Source organism: Neolewinella xylanilytica, assembly GCF_002934605.1.
Classification (GTDB): domain Bacteria; phylum Bacteroidota; class Bacteroidia; order Chitinophagales; family Saprospiraceae; genus Neolewinella; species Neolewinella xylanilytica.
In genome coordinates, this window is sequence record NZ_PTJC01000007.1 from 356,519 (window position 1) to 372,938 (window position 16,420).

General features: G+C 59.5%; 16 protein-coding genes. 6 read left to right on the forward strand and 10 right to left on the reverse strand.

The annotated features are described in order from the left end of the window. Positions 1-15: 15 nt before the first annotated feature. The 4 genes from CLV84_RS19425 to CLV84_RS19440 form a co-directional block, all read right to left on the reverse strand. The gene (locus CLV84_RS19425; RefSeq protein WP_104421498.1) at positions 16-738 is read right to left on the reverse strand and encodes a DUF4197 domain-containing protein; all 723 of its coding nucleotides are present in this window, start codon (positions 736-738) and stop codon (positions 16-18) included. Between the two features lie 82 nt (positions 739-820). After that, positions 821-1,291, reverse strand: coding sequence for a dihydroneopterin aldolase (gene folB / locus CLV84_RS19430; RefSeq protein ID WP_104421499.1), 471 nt, complete (start codon positions 1,289-1,291; stop codon positions 821-823). Positions 1,292-1,300: 9 nt separating this feature from the next. Further along, positions 1,301-2,056, reverse strand: a complete 756-nt coding sequence (locus tag CLV84_RS19435; RefSeq protein ID WP_104421500.1) for an anti-sigma factor — start codon at positions 2,054-2,056, stop codon at positions 1,301-1,303. A 5-nt stretch (positions 2,057-2,061) separates the two neighbouring features. Beyond that, on the reverse strand, positions 2,062-2,622 hold the full coding sequence (locus tag CLV84_RS19440; protein ID WP_104421501.1) for an RNA polymerase sigma factor: 561 nt from the start codon (positions 2,620-2,622) through the stop codon (positions 2,062-2,064). A 167-nt stretch (positions 2,623-2,789) separates the two neighbouring features. On the opposite strand from CLV84_RS19440, the gene CLV84_RS19445 reads away from it, so the two are divergent. Further along, on the forward strand, positions 2,790-3,605 hold the full coding sequence (locus CLV84_RS19445; RefSeq protein ID WP_170067789.1) for a septal ring lytic transglycosylase RlpA family protein: 816 nt from the start codon (positions 2,790-2,792) through the stop codon (positions 3,603-3,605). Between the two features lie 3 nt (positions 3,606-3,608). Here CLV84_RS19445 and CLV84_RS19450 read toward each other — a convergent pair whose 3' ends face one another. Next, complete coding sequence (locus tag CLV84_RS19450) at positions 3,609-4,070, reverse strand: DMT family transporter (protein WP_170067790.1); 462 nt, start codon at positions 4,068-4,070, stop codon at positions 3,609-3,611. Positions 4,071-4,108: 38 nt separating this feature from the next. Continuing rightward, positions 4,109-5,359: an ABC transporter permease gene (locus CLV84_RS19455; protein WP_104421504.1), complete on the reverse strand. Its 1,251-nt coding sequence runs from the start codon at positions 5,357-5,359 to the stop codon at positions 4,109-4,111. Positions 5,360-5,662: 303 nt separating this feature from the next. Between CLV84_RS19455 and queA the strand changes: the two genes are divergently transcribed. Beyond that, entirely contained in the window at positions 5,663-6,727 is a 1,065-nt protein-coding gene (gene queA, locus CLV84_RS19460; protein ID WP_104421505.1) for a tRNA preQ1(34) S-adenosylmethionine ribosyltransferase-isomerase QueA, read from the forward strand. A 91-nt stretch (positions 6,728-6,818) separates the two neighbouring features. Here queA and CLV84_RS19465 read toward each other — a convergent pair whose 3' ends face one another. The 3 genes from CLV84_RS19465 to CLV84_RS19475 are packed head-to-tail and all read right to left on the reverse strand — an operon-like array spanning position 6,819 to position 9,273. Continuing rightward, entirely contained in the window at positions 6,819-7,673 is an 855-nt protein-coding gene (locus tag CLV84_RS19465) for a mevalonate kinase family protein (RefSeq protein WP_104421506.1), read from the reverse strand. Next, positions 7,670-8,686 (reverse strand): Kelch repeat-containing protein, encoded by a 1,017-nt coding sequence (locus tag CLV84_RS19470; RefSeq protein WP_104421507.1) that lies wholly within the window; start codon positions 8,684-8,686, stop codon positions 7,670-7,672. The genes CLV84_RS19465 and CLV84_RS19470 overlap by 4 nt, the downstream gene beginning before the upstream one ends. 50 nt (positions 8,687-8,736) lie before the next feature. Beyond that, positions 8,737-9,273 (reverse strand): class IV adenylate cyclase, encoded by a 537-nt coding sequence (locus CLV84_RS19475; protein WP_104421508.1) that lies wholly within the window; start codon positions 9,271-9,273, stop codon positions 8,737-8,739. Between the two features lie 352 nt (positions 9,274-9,625). On the opposite strand from CLV84_RS19475, the gene CLV84_RS19480 reads away from it, so the two are divergent. Beyond that, a complete protein-coding gene (locus CLV84_RS19480) occupies positions 9,626-10,186 on the forward strand; it encodes a hypothetical protein (RefSeq protein WP_104421509.1) in 561 nt (186 codons plus the stop codon). A 2-nt stretch (positions 10,187-10,188) separates the two neighbouring features. Here the strand turns inward: CLV84_RS19480 and proS are convergent, their stop codons facing one another. Continuing rightward, positions 10,189-11,658: a proline--tRNA ligase gene (gene proS / locus CLV84_RS19485; RefSeq protein WP_104421510.1), complete on the reverse strand. Its 1,470-nt coding sequence runs from the start codon at positions 11,656-11,658 to the stop codon at positions 10,189-10,191. Between the two features lie 177 nt (positions 11,659-11,835). On the opposite strand from proS, the gene CLV84_RS19490 reads away from it, so the two are divergent. From CLV84_RS19490 to CLV84_RS19500, 3 genes are all read left to right on the forward strand, one after another. Next, on the forward strand, positions 11,836-13,017 hold the full coding sequence (locus CLV84_RS19490; protein WP_146088879.1) for a hypothetical protein: 1,182 nt from the start codon (positions 11,836-11,838) through the stop codon (positions 13,015-13,017). Positions 13,018-13,163: 146 nt separating this feature from the next. Next, positions 13,164-14,660: a hypothetical protein gene (locus CLV84_RS19495; RefSeq protein ID WP_104421512.1), complete on the forward strand. Its 1,497-nt coding sequence runs from the start codon at positions 13,164-13,166 to the stop codon at positions 14,658-14,660. 6 nt (positions 14,661-14,666) lie between these two features. Then, positions 14,667-15,890 carry a metal-dependent hydrolase gene (locus CLV84_RS19500; RefSeq protein ID WP_104421513.1) on the forward strand — a complete coding sequence of 408 codons (1,224 nt, stop codon included), beginning with the start codon at positions 14,667-14,669 and terminating at the stop codon, positions 15,888-15,890. The last annotated feature ends 530 nt before the right edge of the window (positions 15,891-16,420 follow it).

The following is a 16,420-nucleotide window of genomic DNA, read 5'->3' on the forward strand; positions in this document are numbered from 1 at the left end:
GTTTGCTTGGCTTGGTTAGTTAACTGCGTCCTGCTGGGCAAACACCCGCCGGAGCAAATCCGTGGTGCGCGCCGCTACGTTTTCGCGGATGTCTTCCTCCTTCAGGGCCACTTTCTTGAATAGCCCGTCCAGCGCTTGTTGGGTGACGTAGGCGCCGAGGTCGGTTTCTACCTTGTTCCGGGTAAGCGGGAAGTTATTGTAAGCCGTAGCGGCGTCCAGCCAGAGTTTATTGGCGTCGTACTTATCCAGGCTGGTATTGATCACGGGGGCGAATTCCGCCCTCAGCGCGTCGGAGGTGTTCTGCCGCAGATACTGGGTGGCGGCATTATCGTCGCCCCGCAGGATGCTCACCGCGTCTTGGATGGTCATGCTCCGGATTGCGTCGACGAAGATCGGAGCGGCCTTGCTGGCGGCGTCTTCCGCCCCCTGGTTGATTTTTTTGAGGATCACGGCTTCCAGATCGCTGAATCCGGGTACCGCCTGGAGCCGGTTGGTCACCTGCTGGACTTCTTCCGGCAGCAGGATACGGTAAGTCAGGTCGTCGAAGTAGCCGCCCGGTTCGGACAGTTCGGCCGCCCCCTCCTGCGCCCCGATGCGCAGCGCTTCCTTTAGCCCGTTGGCAATGTCCTGGGAGCTAAGCCCGCCGTTCAGCACGGTTTGGAGGGTTTGGTTGATTTGCTGGCTGGTGCATGCCTGGAAGAACAAGGGGAAGAGTAGGAGCAGGAAACGGCGGTACATGTAAGGTGATTGTTGAGGCTTTCCTATAAGCCTTTATCGACCCCATTGGTTTGCTGCCGCCCCGATTGCTATCGGGGGCGCCCTAAAGCTTAAACCCGCTGAAGTCGAAGTTCCCACCCCCGAAGTCGTCGTCGAAGTCATCTGCATCGTCTTCGAAGGTGTGTTGTCCGGGTACCGCGGCCATGCCCTGGGAGGCATCCGACAGCGTAACCTCCACGAAGGCGGCCCCCACGCGTCCCCCCAGGGGCGGATGCAATTTGCGCAGCTTAAGGGTTACGGAAAGTACGCCGTCGAACTGGTGCATAATGCGTGCCGCCATGCGGTGGGCGAGGGCTTCCAGCAGGCGGGTCGGCTTTTTCATTTCCGCCTGGAGCAGGTAATAGATGGTGGCGTAATTGACCGTTCCCCCCAGGTCGTCGTGCTCGGCCGCATCGGCCACCATGGCCTCGACGGCCACGTCGATGCTGAATTCATTGCCCATCAACTGCTCCTCATCGAAAAAACCGTGGGGGGCGTGAAAGCGGACGTCTTCTAGCCCGATTTTGGCGGTCATGGGAATGCTTTACAATTCCTCGAGCAAGTCGACCGCCTCCGCATAGCTGGAGTGGTTCGCGTCGGTGGTGATGCGCTGCAGGGTCGCTTCGGCCCGTTCGCGCTGGCCGAGGCCGAGCCGGGAGAGGGCGGCGTAGTATTCGGATTCCTGAGACAAGTTGAAGTCGTCCAGGCCGGCAAGTTCCTCGAAGAGGGGAGCGGCCTCGGCAAATTTTTGCTGCGCCAGGAGGCTCTGCGCCAGGTAGAACCGATCCGGCGCGCTCGGGCTGGAAAGGCTGCGGAAGGCCGCTTCGGCCTCGTCGAAAGCCGCCCGTTCGTAGGCGATGTAGGCCGTTGCGCGGTCTTCCCCGGCCGTTGCGCCTTTCGTAATTGTAAAGGCGATGTTGTCGTAGGGTTCGAAAGCGGCCATCGCCAGAACGGCGTCGTTTTGGGCGGCGGGGCGCAGGAGGAAATAGGCGGCCACCACGATCAACACCGTCGCGGCGGCAGCGTACGAATACCGCGAGCGATTTCGCTTGCGGTTGATGGAGACGACCTTGGCCTGCGGAGGTTCCTGGCGGTTGACGGCCTCGTTTTCCAGCTTCTGCAAGCGGCGCTTCAGGCGGTTGGTTTCGCTAATGTGGATGGCATCCAGGGCCATACGGGTTGCTTCCATTTCAGATTGCAGTTGTGGGTCGGTGCGCATTTCCCGCTCGAAGCGCTCCGGATCGGTCAGCTGGCCGCTCAGGTACGCATCGATCCGGTCTTGCTGGTCTTCAGGGTTCATGGGGGTTAGGGTTTTACGAGCTTCTTTAGCTCTTTTAAGCAACGCATTTTCTTGATCCGGGTGGCACCGTCCGAGGGCAGGCCTACGGATTCGGTGATGCTCTCAATCGGGTAGTGGTGGTAGTAGTAAAGCGTCAGGATTTCCCGGCAGGGAGAGCCGATCTTGTTCATCGCCGTTTGCAACACTTCCTGCTGGTGAGCATGCTCGAAGCGATCAATCAGGCTCCAGTCGAGTTCGTCGGCCGGGTTGATCCCCGCCTCGTGATCGGTCGCGGGCTCCCGCTGCCGTTTTTTGTTGCGCCGGTATACCAGCCGTTTGCCGATGCTGAACAGGTACGTGCGGATGGAGCACGTCAGCTCCTGCAACTTGCCGCTTACGATGTTCTTGTAGAAAGCGATTACGGCGTCCTGAAAGCAGTCTGCCGCATCCGCTTCCGTGGCGTACAGCTGACGTTGGGCATAGGTCACGAAGGCATCCCGATGTTGCAGGTAAAGCTGGTCGATGAGGTGGTGGTCCCCCCTCTTGATGGCCTCGAACAGGGTGGTATCCTCAAGTTGCGTCTGCATCGGACTGCCGTTGCGTGAAGAAAATGGTTCACCTCAAATGTACTGTTTTAGTGTGCGAATTCCCATTCACGATGGGCTTTACTCCTCAATGGCCGGCCGTTCCCTTTTGTTACGTCGGTCAACCTTATTTACATTTTTCCCTTATCTTTTTCCGTCAACCCCCGCATATGGCCTTCTCTCCGTTCCCCACCCGCGCCCTGTTTTTGCTCCCCGCCTGTCTTCTGTTGTCCTTCTCCGTCATGGCCCAGCAGGCAGAGGGAATGGCCAGCTACTACGCGGATCGCTTTCATGAAAAACCTACCAGCACGGGGGAAAAGTATAGTAAGGAGGCCTACACGGCCGCCAGTAAAGACTATCCGTACGGTACCCGCCTGGAAGTAACTAACGTCGTCAGCGGGCAATCCGTAGAAGTCAGGGTCAACGATTGCGGCCCCCACAATCCGAAACGGATCATCGATTTGAGCCGCGCCGCAGCCGCGGACATCGGCCTGCTACGAATGGGCGTGGCCAAAGTGCGGCTGCGTGTCCTCGAGCTGGGTACACTCGGCCCTACCTGCGAGCGGGCCGCTTGGTCCCGGGCGGAAAAACGGCGGGAATCGCGGGAGGAAAATGGCGGTGGCCCCATGGTCGAAACCGGCGCCGCGACGCCGCCCCCCGCCCCCACCGTACCCGCTAGCTCGCCGCCCCCCGCCCCCCCGGAAGCGACGGCCGCCAAAGGCCTTGCCACCGAGGCTTCGGAAACCTTTCCGGAGGACGTGATGCTGTTCGGGGTTCAGGTCGGTGCCTTCGGCAACGCCACCAATGCCAGCGCACTGGTGGAACAACTGAAGGCGAAGGGATTTGCCGACGCGTGGATGGCCAAGGTCGGCAGCGTACATCGGGTGTTTACCGGCAAGTTTTATTTCCAGGACGAAGCCACCGCGTTGCAGGAGAAGGTCCGCGCCGCCGGATTTACCGGAGCCGCCGCCCGCCGGGTGCAGTAGGGCTCACTCGGCCGAAGCCGCGTTGCCCAGGGCTACTAGTAAAACGCCGCCGATGGAGAGCACCACCCCGACCACCTTCTGCCAGTTGATCGCGTTTTCTTCCACTCCAAACAGGGCGAAGTGCGCCAGCAGCACCGAAACGATCACCTGGCCGGCCACCCCGGCCACGAAGTAGCGGTCGGGACCGATTTCCTCGATCAGAATATTGGAAAGCAGTACGGCCGCCGCGCCGCCGATACCCGTGAGCAAGGCCCACCATGGCACCTCCGACAGCTTGGGTAAACCAGCCGGCGACTCCCGAATGAGGAAGACCGCCAGCGTAATCGTAAAGGCAAGTAGGAAGTACGGCAGGCTGGCCAGTACCGGCGATCCCACTTTTTCGGTTACCAGGGAATTCACGGTGAGGTATAGCGACACCAGGGCACCGGCCCCGAAGGCGCCGGCAATAAATAAAGCTTGCTGCATGGTCCAAGCAACCCCGGCGAACCGGTACATTGTTCAGACTAGCTCCGCATCGCCTCCACCGGATCCATCCGCGCCGCCAGCAGCGCGGGAATCAAGCCCGCCAACACGCCCACGATGGCCGAAATAACCACCCCAGTAATGGCATAGAACAGGCTGAGGCTGATCTGAAAGGCGGGAAGGAACATATTGATGATCGACGTGATGCCCACCACCATGGCCAGTCCGATCATGCCCCCGATGATGCAGAGGATGACGGACTCGGTAAGAAATTCGAGCAGGATAATGTACTGTCGCGCACCGAGGGCCTTCTTTACCCCGATCAGGCTGGTCCGCTCCTTGACACTCACGAACATGATGTTGGCCACGCTAATGGCGCCGACAATGATCGAAAAGCCACCGATGACCAGCCCGATCAGGTTGAGTACTCCGAAGAAACTACCCAGGGCATCGGCGGTCATGCTCAGCTTGTTGAGCGCGAAATTGTCCGTTTCCCGGGGCCGCAGCTGACGCGCCGATCGCAGGATCCCCTGGATATCGTCCTCCAGGCGCTGAATCTCTACCCCCTCCTTCGCCTTCACGCCAATGGTGCCGCCGTATTGGTTGCGGTTCTTGAGGTTGATGAAGCGTGCGGCATTGTTGTAGGTCACCATGATGGCGTCGTCGAAGTCCAGCGGATTGATTAGGTCGTCGCCCGCCGGCGCGAGGGTACCGATCACCTGGTACTTCCGGCCGCCCATCTTCACCTCCCGCCCGATGGGGTCGATGGGCCCGAAGAGTTGCTCGGCAATGGAGTAGCCCAGCAGGATCCGGTCGGTACCGTTACGGTACTCGGTAGCCGACCAATACCGACCGCGGTCCACCTCGATGTTGAATAAGCGGTCGAGTTCGTAGGTCGTCACGAAGAGGTAGCCGCCTTCCACGGCCTTTCCCTGGTATTTGATGACCCGGGTGTCGGGTACGGTCCAGTAGTTGACCAGTTTTCCGGTAGCCAGGTTGTCGCGCAGGGCCTCGTAGTCGTCGTGGTCGGGGTAGGGGCGTTGAAAGTATTCCCACCAGTCGTCGCTATTGTCCTTCCAGGGCCACTTGTCGATGTAGACCACGTCGTCGCCCAACTTGGCGAGGCTGCCGGAAACATTATCTTGTAACGACTGCACCGCCGAAAGCACCCCGATGATGCAAAAGATGCCGATCGAGATGCCTAACAGGGAAAGAAAGGTGCGCAACTTGTTCCCCGTCAGCTGGGCGCGGGCCTGCCGGAAGCTTTCCGCGATGACTTTAGAAAGTACCATGTGGGCTGAGTTAAAGGACTAAGGTAAGGTGGCGCCGGCGCGCGGGAGCCCCATTCTCGACGAACGGTAAGCATCAGCGGACGGGGAAGGCACGGACAGAAGGATTTTCTCCCACCTCGGCCTGGTCCCAAGCATTCGGCGACCTTCCAGGGAACCGGCCCGATCGACCCATCCACCAAGCGGCCGGGGAGGCGTGCTCGTGCGAAGGTCAAGCCCCGCAGCGGATCAGGTGCACCTTTTCACCCGAAACCCTTACCTTTGCGCGCTGTTTCGTATATACGCTAGCTAAAACTAAACCCTGGGATGAGGACCAAACTTTCGCAATTCAAGTTCGAACTAAACGATAAACTGATCGCGCGCACCCCGAGTAAGCGGCGGGACGATAGCCGGCTGATGGTCGTCAACCGGGCAACCGGCGCCATCGAGCACAAGCAGTTTACCGATTTGCTGGACTACTACAGCGAAGGTGATACCCTGGTTTTCAACAACACCAAGGTCTTCCCCGCCCGCCTTTACGGACTGAAAGAAAAGACCCAGGCCCGCATCGAGGTCTTTCTGCTGCGCGAGCTTAACAGCCAGGCCCGGCTGTGGGACGTACTCGTCGATCCGGCTCGGAAGATCCGCGTTGGCAACAAACTCTACTTCAACGACAAGCGGGGCAACAACCGCCTCGTTGCCGAAGTAGTCGATAATACCACCAGCCGCGGGCGGACCATTCGTTTCCTCTACGACGGCCCCAACGACGAGTTCACCAAGGAACTGCACGGGCTCGGCAATACCCCCCTGCCGAAACTCCTCGAGCGGGAGGCCGACAGCCGCGACGCCGAACGGTACCAAACCGTATTCGCCAAGGAACTCGGTGCCGTCGCCGCCCCCACCGCCGGTCTTCACTTCAGCCGGGAAACGCTGATGCGCATGGAACTCGCCGGGGTCAAGAACGCGGAGGTCACCCTCCATCTCGGCTTGGGCACCTTCCGCGATATCGAGGTCGAGGATCTGTCGAAGCACAAGATGGACGCCGAATACTACAAGATCGAGCAACCCGCCGTCAAGACGGTCAATGCGACGAAGAAGGATGGCGGCCTGGTATGCGCCGTAGGAACCACTACGCTGCGCGCCCTGGAAAACAGCGTCAGCGCCGAGCGCCTGCTGGCCACGAGCGAAGGATGGACCAACAAGTTCATCTTCCCTCCCTACGATTTCCACATCCCCGATCACCTGCTCACCAATTTTCACCTTCCCAAGAGCAGCCTGTTCATCACCACCTGTGCCTTCGGTGGCATCGAGCTTATCCTCGAAGCCTACGCCCAGGCCCAGAAGGAGAAGTACAAGTTCTTCGCCTACGGTGATGCGATGTTGATCATTTAAGGTACTACCCCGATAGCGTTCCCGATCGCTCGTCCGTAGTGAGTTTCGGCCGATCCGCCTGGCGTTCAGCCTTCGGGCTCCGGGAAAACCCTTATGCTGGATCAGCCAGCCAAATGGCCTGCTTCCCCAGCAGCTGCCGCGTACGGTCAATCTCCTCCGCAAGCCCCAGTACCATACCACCCCCGCCGGCACCGCAGAGTTTGAGGCGGTAGGTAGCGCCACCGTCCCATAACGAACGGAAAGGGGCCGGAATGAATTCCGGGAAGCGAGCCAATTGAAAATCGGACAAGGTGACCAGGTTTCGGTATACCGCCCCGCGGTTGCCGGTCATCAGCGCCGCAATTGCCCGGTCGGCGGGTTCCAGCCATCCGGACCGGATCGCGGCCGCGTCGCGTTCGTACGCCTCCAAAAATTGTTGAATGTAGGGCGAGCCGCTGCGTGTCGCGCCGGTGTCAAGGAGGAACCAACCGGAATCCCATCCTTCGGGGAGTTCTGTTACTCCTGCGCTTCCGTCGCCCCCAAGCAGCAGTGGTTGTTGGAGATAGGCCAGGAGCGGGTCGGTACCCGAGCTGCTGCCGTGAAAGTAGCTTTCCATTTGGGCCAGGGTAGTGCGCAGCTCGGCGGTGGTCCGGTTGCGGGCTTCGGGCAAGGCGTAGCGGTCGAATACCGCGGCGCATACCGCTCCGCTACTGCCGAGTCCGTAGCCCAGGGGTATATCGCCCGCTAATTGCCAGCCTGCTTCCAACTCGCCGACCAGGCGGTCGAATTGGAGGGGCAGCTCCAGTTGGCCCAAGGCCGCGGCCAGGTTCCGCAGGCGGTCGTCCGGCTCATCATCGCGCGCCCAACGCAGTCGGAAGCGGTCGTAGGGTACCGCAAGTCCCCGCCCGCCCCGCAGTACGGTGTGCTCCCCGAAGAGGAGCAGTTTGGCCGGAAACGCCTCCTTCATCGGTCGATGGAAGCTCCGATCAGGTCGTCCAGTTCCGGTTCGCCACCGCGCTTGCCACAGCCGGCGGCCATGTATAATTGATCGCCGAACTGCACCACCCCCGTGCCGTGGCGCCCCCGGCTGAGGGGCGGGAGGCTGCGCCAGGTACCGGTTATAGGGTCGAGGGCTTCTACGTCGGCGTGGGCTAGCTCCTGGGCACCGCTTTCCCCGCCGATTACGAGGATCTTCCCGTCGACCACTGCCGCCGCGTTGCCGGCCCGGGGGGTTGGCAGGGTATCGGGCAGGGTGGTCCAGGTTTCGGAGGCGATGTCGTAAACGTCCACTTCACCGATGGTGGTGGAGAAGCCGTTCTCTACCTGCGAGCGCCGGCCGGCCACGGCGTAGATCTTGCCGTCGTGGACCACCGCCTGGAAGTGATCGCGTGCACGCGGGGCATCGGCCAGGCGGGTCCAGGCGCCGGTTTCCAGGTCGTAACGGTCCAGCCAGGCGACGTGGCCGCTGCGGTGGCCGTCTTGGATACCGCACACCAGATAAATGCTGCCTTCGTGCAGTACGGCTCCGGCCCCTCCGCGGCGGCGATCGGCGGGAATTTCCGGCCCCTTCCGCCAGCTGTTTTCCTCCGTATCGTAGATCCAAATATTGGGCAGCGGGGGCTCTCCGGGCCAGCCGCCGGTCATGGCGCCCATGAGGTATACCTCTTGGCCGACGACCACGGGTTGAAAGTGGTGGATTTCGACGGGACTTTCGGGGCCCTGCGACCACGTCGTCGTTTTGGGGTCGAGAATGTCCACCGGTTTGATTCCGCGTCCCCCCAGCAGGTAGGCGTAGTCGCCGGCCCGGGTGAAGGCGGCCTCGTGGCGGGCGGTAGGCCGGGTTTGCACGGATACGGGCGACCAGCGCGGTGCCAGGGTACTGTCGGTAGCGGCCGGAGCTTCCGCCTGCCGGTTGCTGCTGCAGGAAATGACGCAGGCCAACAGGCCCAATCCGAGGAGGTGGGGGAGCGGGTTTTTCATGGCGTAAGGTTACTAAATTTTTCGGGCGACGGAGCGGGGGAACCGTGCCATCACGCCGCACGGTCAGCCGGCGGCAACAGCAAGTCACTGTAACTCCCGGAAACGAAATCCGCCTCCGCGATATCCAGCAGCTTACGGTAGCGGTCGACCTGTTCGAGCAACCGCCCCCGCTCCGCTTCCGCATCGCCGATCGCCTCGATCTCCACGAAGGTGCCCAGACCGGCCACCGTATCGAGGTGGAATTTGACGTTGTCGATGAAATAGATTTCCCGTTGTTTGTCGACGGTAACCCACAGGCCGAGGGCGCGCTCCAGGGTACGCGCTAGGCTGACGGCCTCCCTTTCCGTTTCAAGTACCGTCAGCGACACCGAGCTATCCTTCGGGCCCGCCTGGTTCGGGCGGCGGTAAAAGATCAGGCTCCGTTCGATATTGCCGATCCGTAGCTTCAGCCGGCCCTCCGGAACCCGGAAGTAGCGGTCGATCTGGTGGTCGGTACCGCGGAAGTCGGCGCCGGCCTGGGTTAGGGTGGCGCGGAGGTGGTGGTGGTCTTGGGTGCGGGCTTTGATTTCTACCAGGTGCTTTTGCATGGGGTGAAGATACTCGTCAGACGAGCCCCGTGCGCTGCGCGCCCAGGGGACTCCGCTGACGAGAAGCGAGCCCCGTGCGCTGCGGCGAAAGCTGCTGAACAGGCGTGCTGGGGGGGCTCGTCAGCCGGATGCGTTTAGCGCAGCTAAAAGTCCGTCTGACGAGTAAACCGGGTACTATGCGCTGCGGCGAAATCTGCTGAACAAGCGTGCTGGGGGGGGCTCGTCAGCCGGATACGTTTAGCGCAGCTAAAAGTCCGTCTGACGAGTAAATCACCACCCCCGTCCAAAAAGCTTTACTCCCGCGCCCCGCCGCCCTATTTGTGTGGCCGGAACCACCTAAAAATACCTGCCCATGTCCTACACCGCCGGTGAAGTTTACCACCTCTGCAACCAAAGCAATAGCTATGTTCGAATCTTCCGCGAGGCGGAAAACTACCGCTTTTTCCTCCAGAAGGTCACCACCCACCTCCTGCCGGTAGCCGACGTGCTTTGCTACTGCCTGATGCCGGATCACTTTCACCTGATGATCCACGTCAGGCCGGAGGGGGCTGCCCCCAGCGCCAGTATTAAACCGCAGTCGGATCCCCAAAAAGGAGGGCAATTTCAGAGCGGCGTTTCCCACGCGATCCGCATCCTGCTCAGTAGCTATACGCGGGCCTATAATCGGCGCTACAAGAATCGGGGGACGCTTTTCCGCTCCCGTACCAACGGAATATGGGTAGACTCTCCGGGTTACCGGCTCCGGTGTTTTCACTACATCCACGAAAATCCCGTTAAGGATGGACTGGTCGCGATTGCGACGAAATACCCCCATTCCTCCGCGGCTGCGTGGGCCGACCTGCGCGATGACCAGCTTTGTAATTTCGTAGCGGGGGAACGGCTTTTGGGCGTCCGGCGGGGCCGCGCTGCCTGAGGCTAGTACGCCTTCGCGAATACCACCCGGCCCCGGCTGGGCTTGCCGGTGAGGACACACTGGCCCGCCTCCTCCGGCTGATCCTGGGGAATGCAGCGGATCGTGGCCTTGGTCAGTTCCTTGATTTTTAACTCCGTTTCGGTGGTGCCGTCCCAGTGGGCGTAGATAAAGCCAGGGATGTCGCGATCGATGACCTCCTGAAACTCCTCGAAGGTATCGACGTAGGTAGTGTGTTCTTCCCGGAAGCGGAGGGCGCGGTCGAAGAGATTTTGTTGGATTTCGTCCAGTAGGCGGGTTACGTAGTCTACGATTCCCTCCAACGGCTTGCTTTCCTTGGTCTTTTCGTCACGGCGGGCCACTTCGATGGTGCCATTTTCCAGGTCGCGGTTACCGAGGCCGAGCCGGACGGGGATTCCCTTGAGTTCGTTCTCCGCGAATTTGAACCCGGGACGCTGCTTGTCGTCGTCATCGTAGCTGACGCGAATGCCCCGTGCCTTTAGCTCGGCCATGATTTCCTTGGCCTTGGCGGTGAGCGTTTCGTTGGGTTTGGGAATCGGAACGATCACGACCTGAATGGGAGCCAGCTTAGGGGGAAGGACCAGCCCTTCGTCGTCACTGTGGGTCATGATCAGCCCGCCTACCAGGCGGGTGGAGACCCCCCAGCTGCTGGCCCAGACGTACTCTTCCTGGTTCTCGGCGTTACTGAACTTCACGTCGAAGGCCTTGGCGAAGTTTTGTCCGAGATTATGACTGGTGCCGGCCTGCAGGGCTTTGCCGTCCTGCATCAGTGCCTCGATGGTGTAGGTGTCCAGGGCGCCGGCGAAGCGCTCGTTGGCGGTCTTGACGCCCCGCAGCACGGGCATGGCCATGTATTGCTCGGCGAAGTCGGCGTAGACCCCCTGCATTTTAAGCGCTTCTTCGAGGGCTTCTTCCGCCGTAGCGTGGGCCGTGTGCCCTTCCTGCCACAGGAATTCGGCCGTGCGCAGGAACAGCCGGGTGCGCAACTCCCAGCGGACCACGTTCGCCCACTGGTTGATGAGCAGGGGCAGGTCGCGGTAGCTGGTGATCCAGTCGCGGTAGGTGCTCCAGATGATCGTTTCGGAGGTCGGCCGCACGATCAGTTCTTCCTCCAGTTTGGCTTCGGGATCGACGATTACGCCGCTTCCGTCTTCGGCGTTTTTTAGCCGATAATGCGTGACCACCGCACATTCCTTCGCGAAGCCTTCCACGTGAGCGGCTTCCTTGCTAAGGAACGATTTGGGGATGAACAACGGAAAATAGGCGTTGACGTGGCCGGTTTCCTTGAACATATCGTCTAGCTGCCGCTGCATCAGTTCCCAGATGCCGAAGCCGTAGGGTTTGATGACCATGCAACCCCGTACCGCGCTGTTGGAGGCCAGATTAGCCTTCTTTACGATGTCGAGGTACCACTCGGAATAGTTCGTTTCTCTGGGGGTTATTGCTTTGGCCATCAGTCAACTATGTAGGGGGGTAACGTGTTATTATATTAGGTACTTTGGTCAAAGGCAGGGCATTTAACGGTTTAAACGCCGTGTTTAAGCCTACTTTAACCAAATGAGGGGCACAAACTTACTACTTTCGACCTTGTGATAAGTGGCAGACTCACGGATTACAAAAACACCAATATCATGCTTAAGCAAAAATTACTCTTCGCCGTCGGCTCGCTTTGTGCGATGATGCTAGTTTCCACTAGCATGAATGCCCAGTACGACGACATGTACTACGATCCGGATGAGTTTCGCAGCACCGAATCTTCCCAAGGCTACTACGACCAGCCCGTAGAAGGAGACCGCATCAACGGTCAGGAGGAGCGCCGCCGGGTATCCAACAACAATAACAACGATTACTATGATTACTACTATTCTAGCCGCATTCGCCGCTTTAACCGGCCTTACCGTGGGTTCGGCTATTTTGACCCCGTCTACGTCGATATGGCGTACTACGATCCTTTCTACCGCCCCGGTGCGAGTACGGTCCTGATCTATAACGGTTTCAACCGCTTCGGTAACCCTTGGGTACAGCCCGTGGCTACCCCCTTTGGAATCCAGTTCGTAGATACCCGGTTCAGCCGCTTCAATCGCTTTAACGGCGGATTCGGCAGCCCCTACGGCGGATGGAACGATCCCTTCTACGGCAATGCCTACGCCGGTGGCTTTAATCGCGGCTTCGGTGGCGGTGGCTTCTACGGTGCTAACGCCTGGGGAGGCGGATTCGCAGGTGGTGGTGTAGGGTACTACTGTCCCCCCGCATGGGGAGGTGGCAACACCTACGCCGTTCCCAATAGCGTGAACAGCCGTCCCGTATCCAACGTACCCCGCGCCAGCAGCGTATCGATCGCCGATCGTGTCGAGCGTGCCCGTCAAACCCGTAACGTGGTTTCCCGGTCCGCCGGCAGCGCCGCCCGCCCCGCCGCAACCCGTACTGCGGTAGATAACAGCCGTGCAGTAGGTCGTACCCGCTCTTCGGATGACGGTCGGAGTATCGATCGTACCCGTACGACCGTGCAGCCGCGGAGTACTACCCGCAGCGTGGAACCCAGTCGTTCGGCTACGCCCCAGCGGCGGACCTATACGCCTAGCCGTTCCACTACGCCCCAGCGTTCCGCCACGCCCAGCCGCAGCACCGTTCCTAATCGGAGCTATACCCCGAGTCGGAACAGCACGCCTACCCGGAGCTATACCCCGAGTCGTACCCCTTCGCGTAGCGTAACGCCCTCGCGTAGCGCCAGTCCTACCCGCAGCGCCGCGCCCAGCCGCAGCAGTGGAAGTACCCGCAGTGCGGCTCCTAGTCGCCGCGGAGGAGGTAAATAAGATTTATCAGCTCGAAGTACAGAAAGGGATGAGAACCGTTGTTCTCATCCCTTTTTTCGTGTTTGTCCTTAAAGAATCCATAATTATCCGAGGGGGCCCAAACCTTACTACTCCCCCGGGATTAATTGTATGGTCAAGCTTTTGATATGAAAACCTTCCTCAGTGTTCTCTTCATTTTCGTGACGGTGGTTACGGCTTCCGGGCAATCCTATACGGATGCCCTGCGGTATTCCTTTATATCGCCGCAGGGGTCGGCCCGTTTCGCCGGTACCGGTGGTAGCCTCACGCCGCTGGGCGTCGACGTCACCACCTTGCACACCAACCCCGCCGGTATCGGATGGAACCGCTACAACCTCGCACAGATTACGCCGGGCTTTTCCCTCACGAATTCGGACGCGCTGCTGCAAGGCAGTGAAACGGGCGATCGGGTAGCGGAAGCCGCCGCGACTTTCACCCTGCCGAGTATTGGGCTCCTCCTGGCGGGAAATACCCGTTCGGTGAATATGTCGACCCTCAACTTTGGCGTCAGCCTGACGCGGATGGCCGATTACAACCAGGAGCTATCTTTCGCCGGACGTACGCCAGGCGGCCTTATCGAGAAATTTGCGGAAGACGACCGAGACGGGATTTTCGATCCCTACGGATCCGATCTCGCCGTACCCTTTCTGATCCGTAACGAGGACGACGGACTCAACTACAGCGATTTTTACAACTTCGATACCCAGCAACCCTACCCGGGCGCCATCCAGCGGGAAGGCGTCTACGACCGTCGCGGGAGCATGTCCGAAGCGGCGATCGGCTTCGGCGGCAACTTCAAGGAGACCCTGCTGTGGGGAGTCAGTATCGGTATTCCCTTTTTCAACTACGAACAGAACTACAGCTACGAGGAGGTGGACGACCAGGACGTCATTCCCGCCTTTGAAAACACCACCTACAACGAAAGCCTGACATCTTCGGGCACCGGTTTTAACCTCAAGGCGGGTATCACCGTCTTGCCCACCGAACAGATCCGTATTTCGGCGGCCGTGCATACGCCAACCTTCTGGTCCATCAGTGAGCAGTATAGTAACTCCTTCGGGTACTTTTACTCGGAGAACGGCGAGGCCCTCGGAGGAACGGAACTCAGTCCCCTTTCCGATATTGCCTATAATCTGCGGACCCCCTGGCGCTTTATGGCCGGTATCGGTACCCTGGTGGGTGAACGGGGCTTTATCAGCCTCGACGCAGATTACGCCCAGTACGCCAGCAACGAATTCAGCTTTGACGACTTTGCCTCGGCCGATGCAGTGACCGATGCCGCCAATGCCGACATTGACGCGCTGCTTGGTAATAGCTTCGGGCTGCGGGCGGGCGGTGAGCTCAATCTGGATCCCTTTCAGGCACGTATCGGAGTCGGTTACCGTCAGGTGCCCTACCAGGAGTACGTGAACGACGAAGATGAAGGTATCCTGACGTACAGCGCCGGCCTGGGCTATAGCAAAGGGAAATTCTTTGCGGATGTGGCCGCCCAGGTGGAAAACTATTCCAGCTTTCAATACCCCTACCAGACCTTCGCTATCCGACAACAAAACGTTCTGTACGACCGGACCCGGGTTTCCGTACTCCTTACCGTAGGGTTCCGCGGCTTCGCCTCCGGATTTTAGGCCGGCGTGGATTCCCTTACCCAAGTCGTCCTCGGCGCCGCCGTGGGTGAAGCGGTCCTCGGCCGAAAGGTCGGTAACCGCGCCATGGTCTGGGGCGGACTCGCCGGTACGCTTCCCGACCTGGACGTCCTGTCCGGCCTGGTCACCGATCCGATGAGCGCGCTCGCATACCACCGCGCCTTCACCCATAGCCTTCCCTTCGCCGTACTTGCCGCTCCCGTCATTGGCCTGGCCGTACATCATCTGTACGGTGGCCGGGATGTCAAGGTATCCGGAAAGCTACTCTACCCGGCGGCATTGCTCGCCTTTTGGCTGATCTTGCTTGTAGGTAGCTATCTGATGCCCATTCAGCTATTCGCTATTCCGGCTATTGTATCGGCCATCACGCTGGTTTTCACTGGTTTGTCGGGCCTCATCGTGGGGATACATGTTTGGCGGGGTACCCGCACTAAAGGTTCCAACGCTACCTTCCTCCAGTGGACGCTCCTCTTCTTTCTCGCCATCGTTACCCACCCCCTGCTGGATTGCTTCACCTCCTACGGGACCCAGTTTCTGGAACCCTTCTCTTCCGTTCGATTGGCGTGGAATACCGTATCCGTAATCGATCCCCTGTATACCTTTCCCTTTCTATTGCTGCTGCTTTTGGCGGCCAGGCAGGGGCGCCGGGCGCGGGTGCGAAGAAATCTGAATCGGGCGGGGCTTTTAATTTCTTCCGCTTACCTCTTCCTCACCGTAGTCAACGCGGTCAACGTGGGTGGGGTGGTCGACAACAGTTTGCAACAGCACGGTATCGGGTCGCTGCGTAGTATCCACAGCCCCACGCTCGGTAACAACCTGCTGTGGTCGGCTACGATCCAAACCACCAACGATACCTTTTACCTGGGGCAGTATAGTTTGCTGGATAGCACAAGAACGCTCAATCCGTTACTCCCCATTGCCGGGAACCACCGACTCCTGGTACCGTATTCCGAAGACCGGGAGCTCGAAATACTGACCTGGTTCACGGACGGGTACTATACGGTCTTACCGGGCGGTGCGGGCCGGGTCGTGCTCTGCGATTTGCGGTACGGTTTGCTGGGGCGGGATCCCTCCGATCCGGGGTCTTACACCTTCAACTGGACGATCGACACGACCCGCCGTCCGGTCAGGGTCGTAGTCGAGGCGGGCACTTCGCGGCCTGAACCTTCTGGCGCACTTAAGGATCTGTGGTCACGCATGCTCGGGAAGTAGAATCTACGGAAATGGAGGGGTGTTTCCTTTGAAATTATGGTAAGTCGCAGGGTTAGGGAATTTATTGCCGGGAATAGCCCAGTAGACAAAAAGAGGATGGTACGGCGGCAAAATGGTTTGATAGGATGTAGTCATTTTGACAATTAATGTTAATTTTGCTTGGCAATTGCCAGAGATGACGTATCTATGAACCCCATGCGCAATCGATTGCGAATTGCGCGAATGGAAAGGAGGCAATTTTAGCTTCCTGGTTGTATGATTTCAAAGTCGATTGCATTGCAAAAACATCTAACTCATTCTTCGCGGGGGCAACCTGTCGCACCGTCTTCCCTCCAGGGATTACGGATCATTTCCGCTTTCCAACCCGATTCATTAGCGGGATTGAAAGGGCGCACGACTGCCGCTAGGCGTGGTGTTGCCGGAATTGTATACCACAAGCGGGCGCTCCGACGGTTTGCCCGCGAATACCTCCACCAATAACATCAGTAATTGCTCACTGCGAGAAAAGCAGTCTCCGGTATTTTCCCCGC

Excerpts from the sequence above, each read along its gene's own strand:
- CLV84_RS19435 (WP_104421500.1), bottom strand. The coding sequence starts at position 2,056 with ATGAACCCTGAAGACCAGCAAGACCGGATCGATGCGTACCTGAGCGGC.
- CLV84_RS19495 (WP_104421512.1), top strand. The coding sequence starts at position 13,164 with ATGAAAACCTTCCTCAGTGTTCTCTTCATTTTCGTGACGGTGGTTACG.
- CLV84_RS19445 (WP_170067789.1), top strand. The coding sequence starts at position 2,790 with ATGGCCTTCTCTCCGTTCCCCACCCGCGCCCTGTTTTTGCTCCCCGCC.
- CLV84_RS19440 (WP_104421501.1), bottom strand. The coding sequence starts at position 2,622 with ATGCAGACGCAACTTGAGGATACCACCCTGTTCGAGGCCATCAAGAGG.
- CLV84_RS19480 (WP_104421509.1), top strand. The coding sequence starts at position 9,626 with ATGTCCTACACCGCCGGTGAAGTTTACCACCTCTGCAACCAAAGCAAT.
- folB (WP_104421499.1), bottom strand. The coding sequence starts at position 1,291 with ATGACCGCCAAAATCGGGCTAGAAGACGTCCGCTTTCACGCCCCCCAC.
- CLV84_RS19475 (WP_104421508.1), bottom strand. The coding sequence starts at position 9,273 with ATGCAAAAGCACCTGGTAGAAATCAAAGCCCGCACCCAAGACCACCAC.
- CLV84_RS19455 (WP_104421504.1), bottom strand. The coding sequence starts at position 5,359 with ATGGTACTTTCTAAAGTCATCGCGGAAAGCTTCCGGCAGGCCCGCGCC.
- CLV84_RS19490 (WP_146088879.1), top strand. The coding sequence starts at position 11,836 with ATGCTTAAGCAAAAATTACTCTTCGCCGTCGGCTCGCTTTGTGCGATG.
- CLV84_RS19465 (WP_104421506.1), bottom strand. The coding sequence starts at position 7,673 with ATGAAGGAGGCGTTTCCGGCCAAACTGCTCCTCTTCGGGGAGCACACC.
- CLV84_RS19470 (WP_104421507.1), bottom strand. The coding sequence starts at position 8,686 with ATGAAAAACCCGCTCCCCCACCTCCTCGGATTGGGCCTGTTGGCCTGC.
- CLV84_RS19425 (WP_104421498.1), bottom strand. The coding sequence starts at position 738 with ATGTACCGCCGTTTCCTGCTCCTACTCTTCCCCTTGTTCTTCCAGGCA.
- queA (WP_104421505.1), top strand. The coding sequence starts at position 5,663 with ATGAGGACCAAACTTTCGCAATTCAAGTTCGAACTAAACGATAAACTG.
- CLV84_RS19450 (WP_170067790.1), bottom strand. The coding sequence starts at position 4,070 with ATGCAGCAAGCTTTATTTATTGCCGGCGCCTTCGGGGCCGGTGCCCTG.
- proS (WP_104421510.1), bottom strand. The coding sequence starts at position 11,658 with ATGGCCAAAGCAATAACCCCCAGAGAAACGAACTATTCCGAGTGGTAC.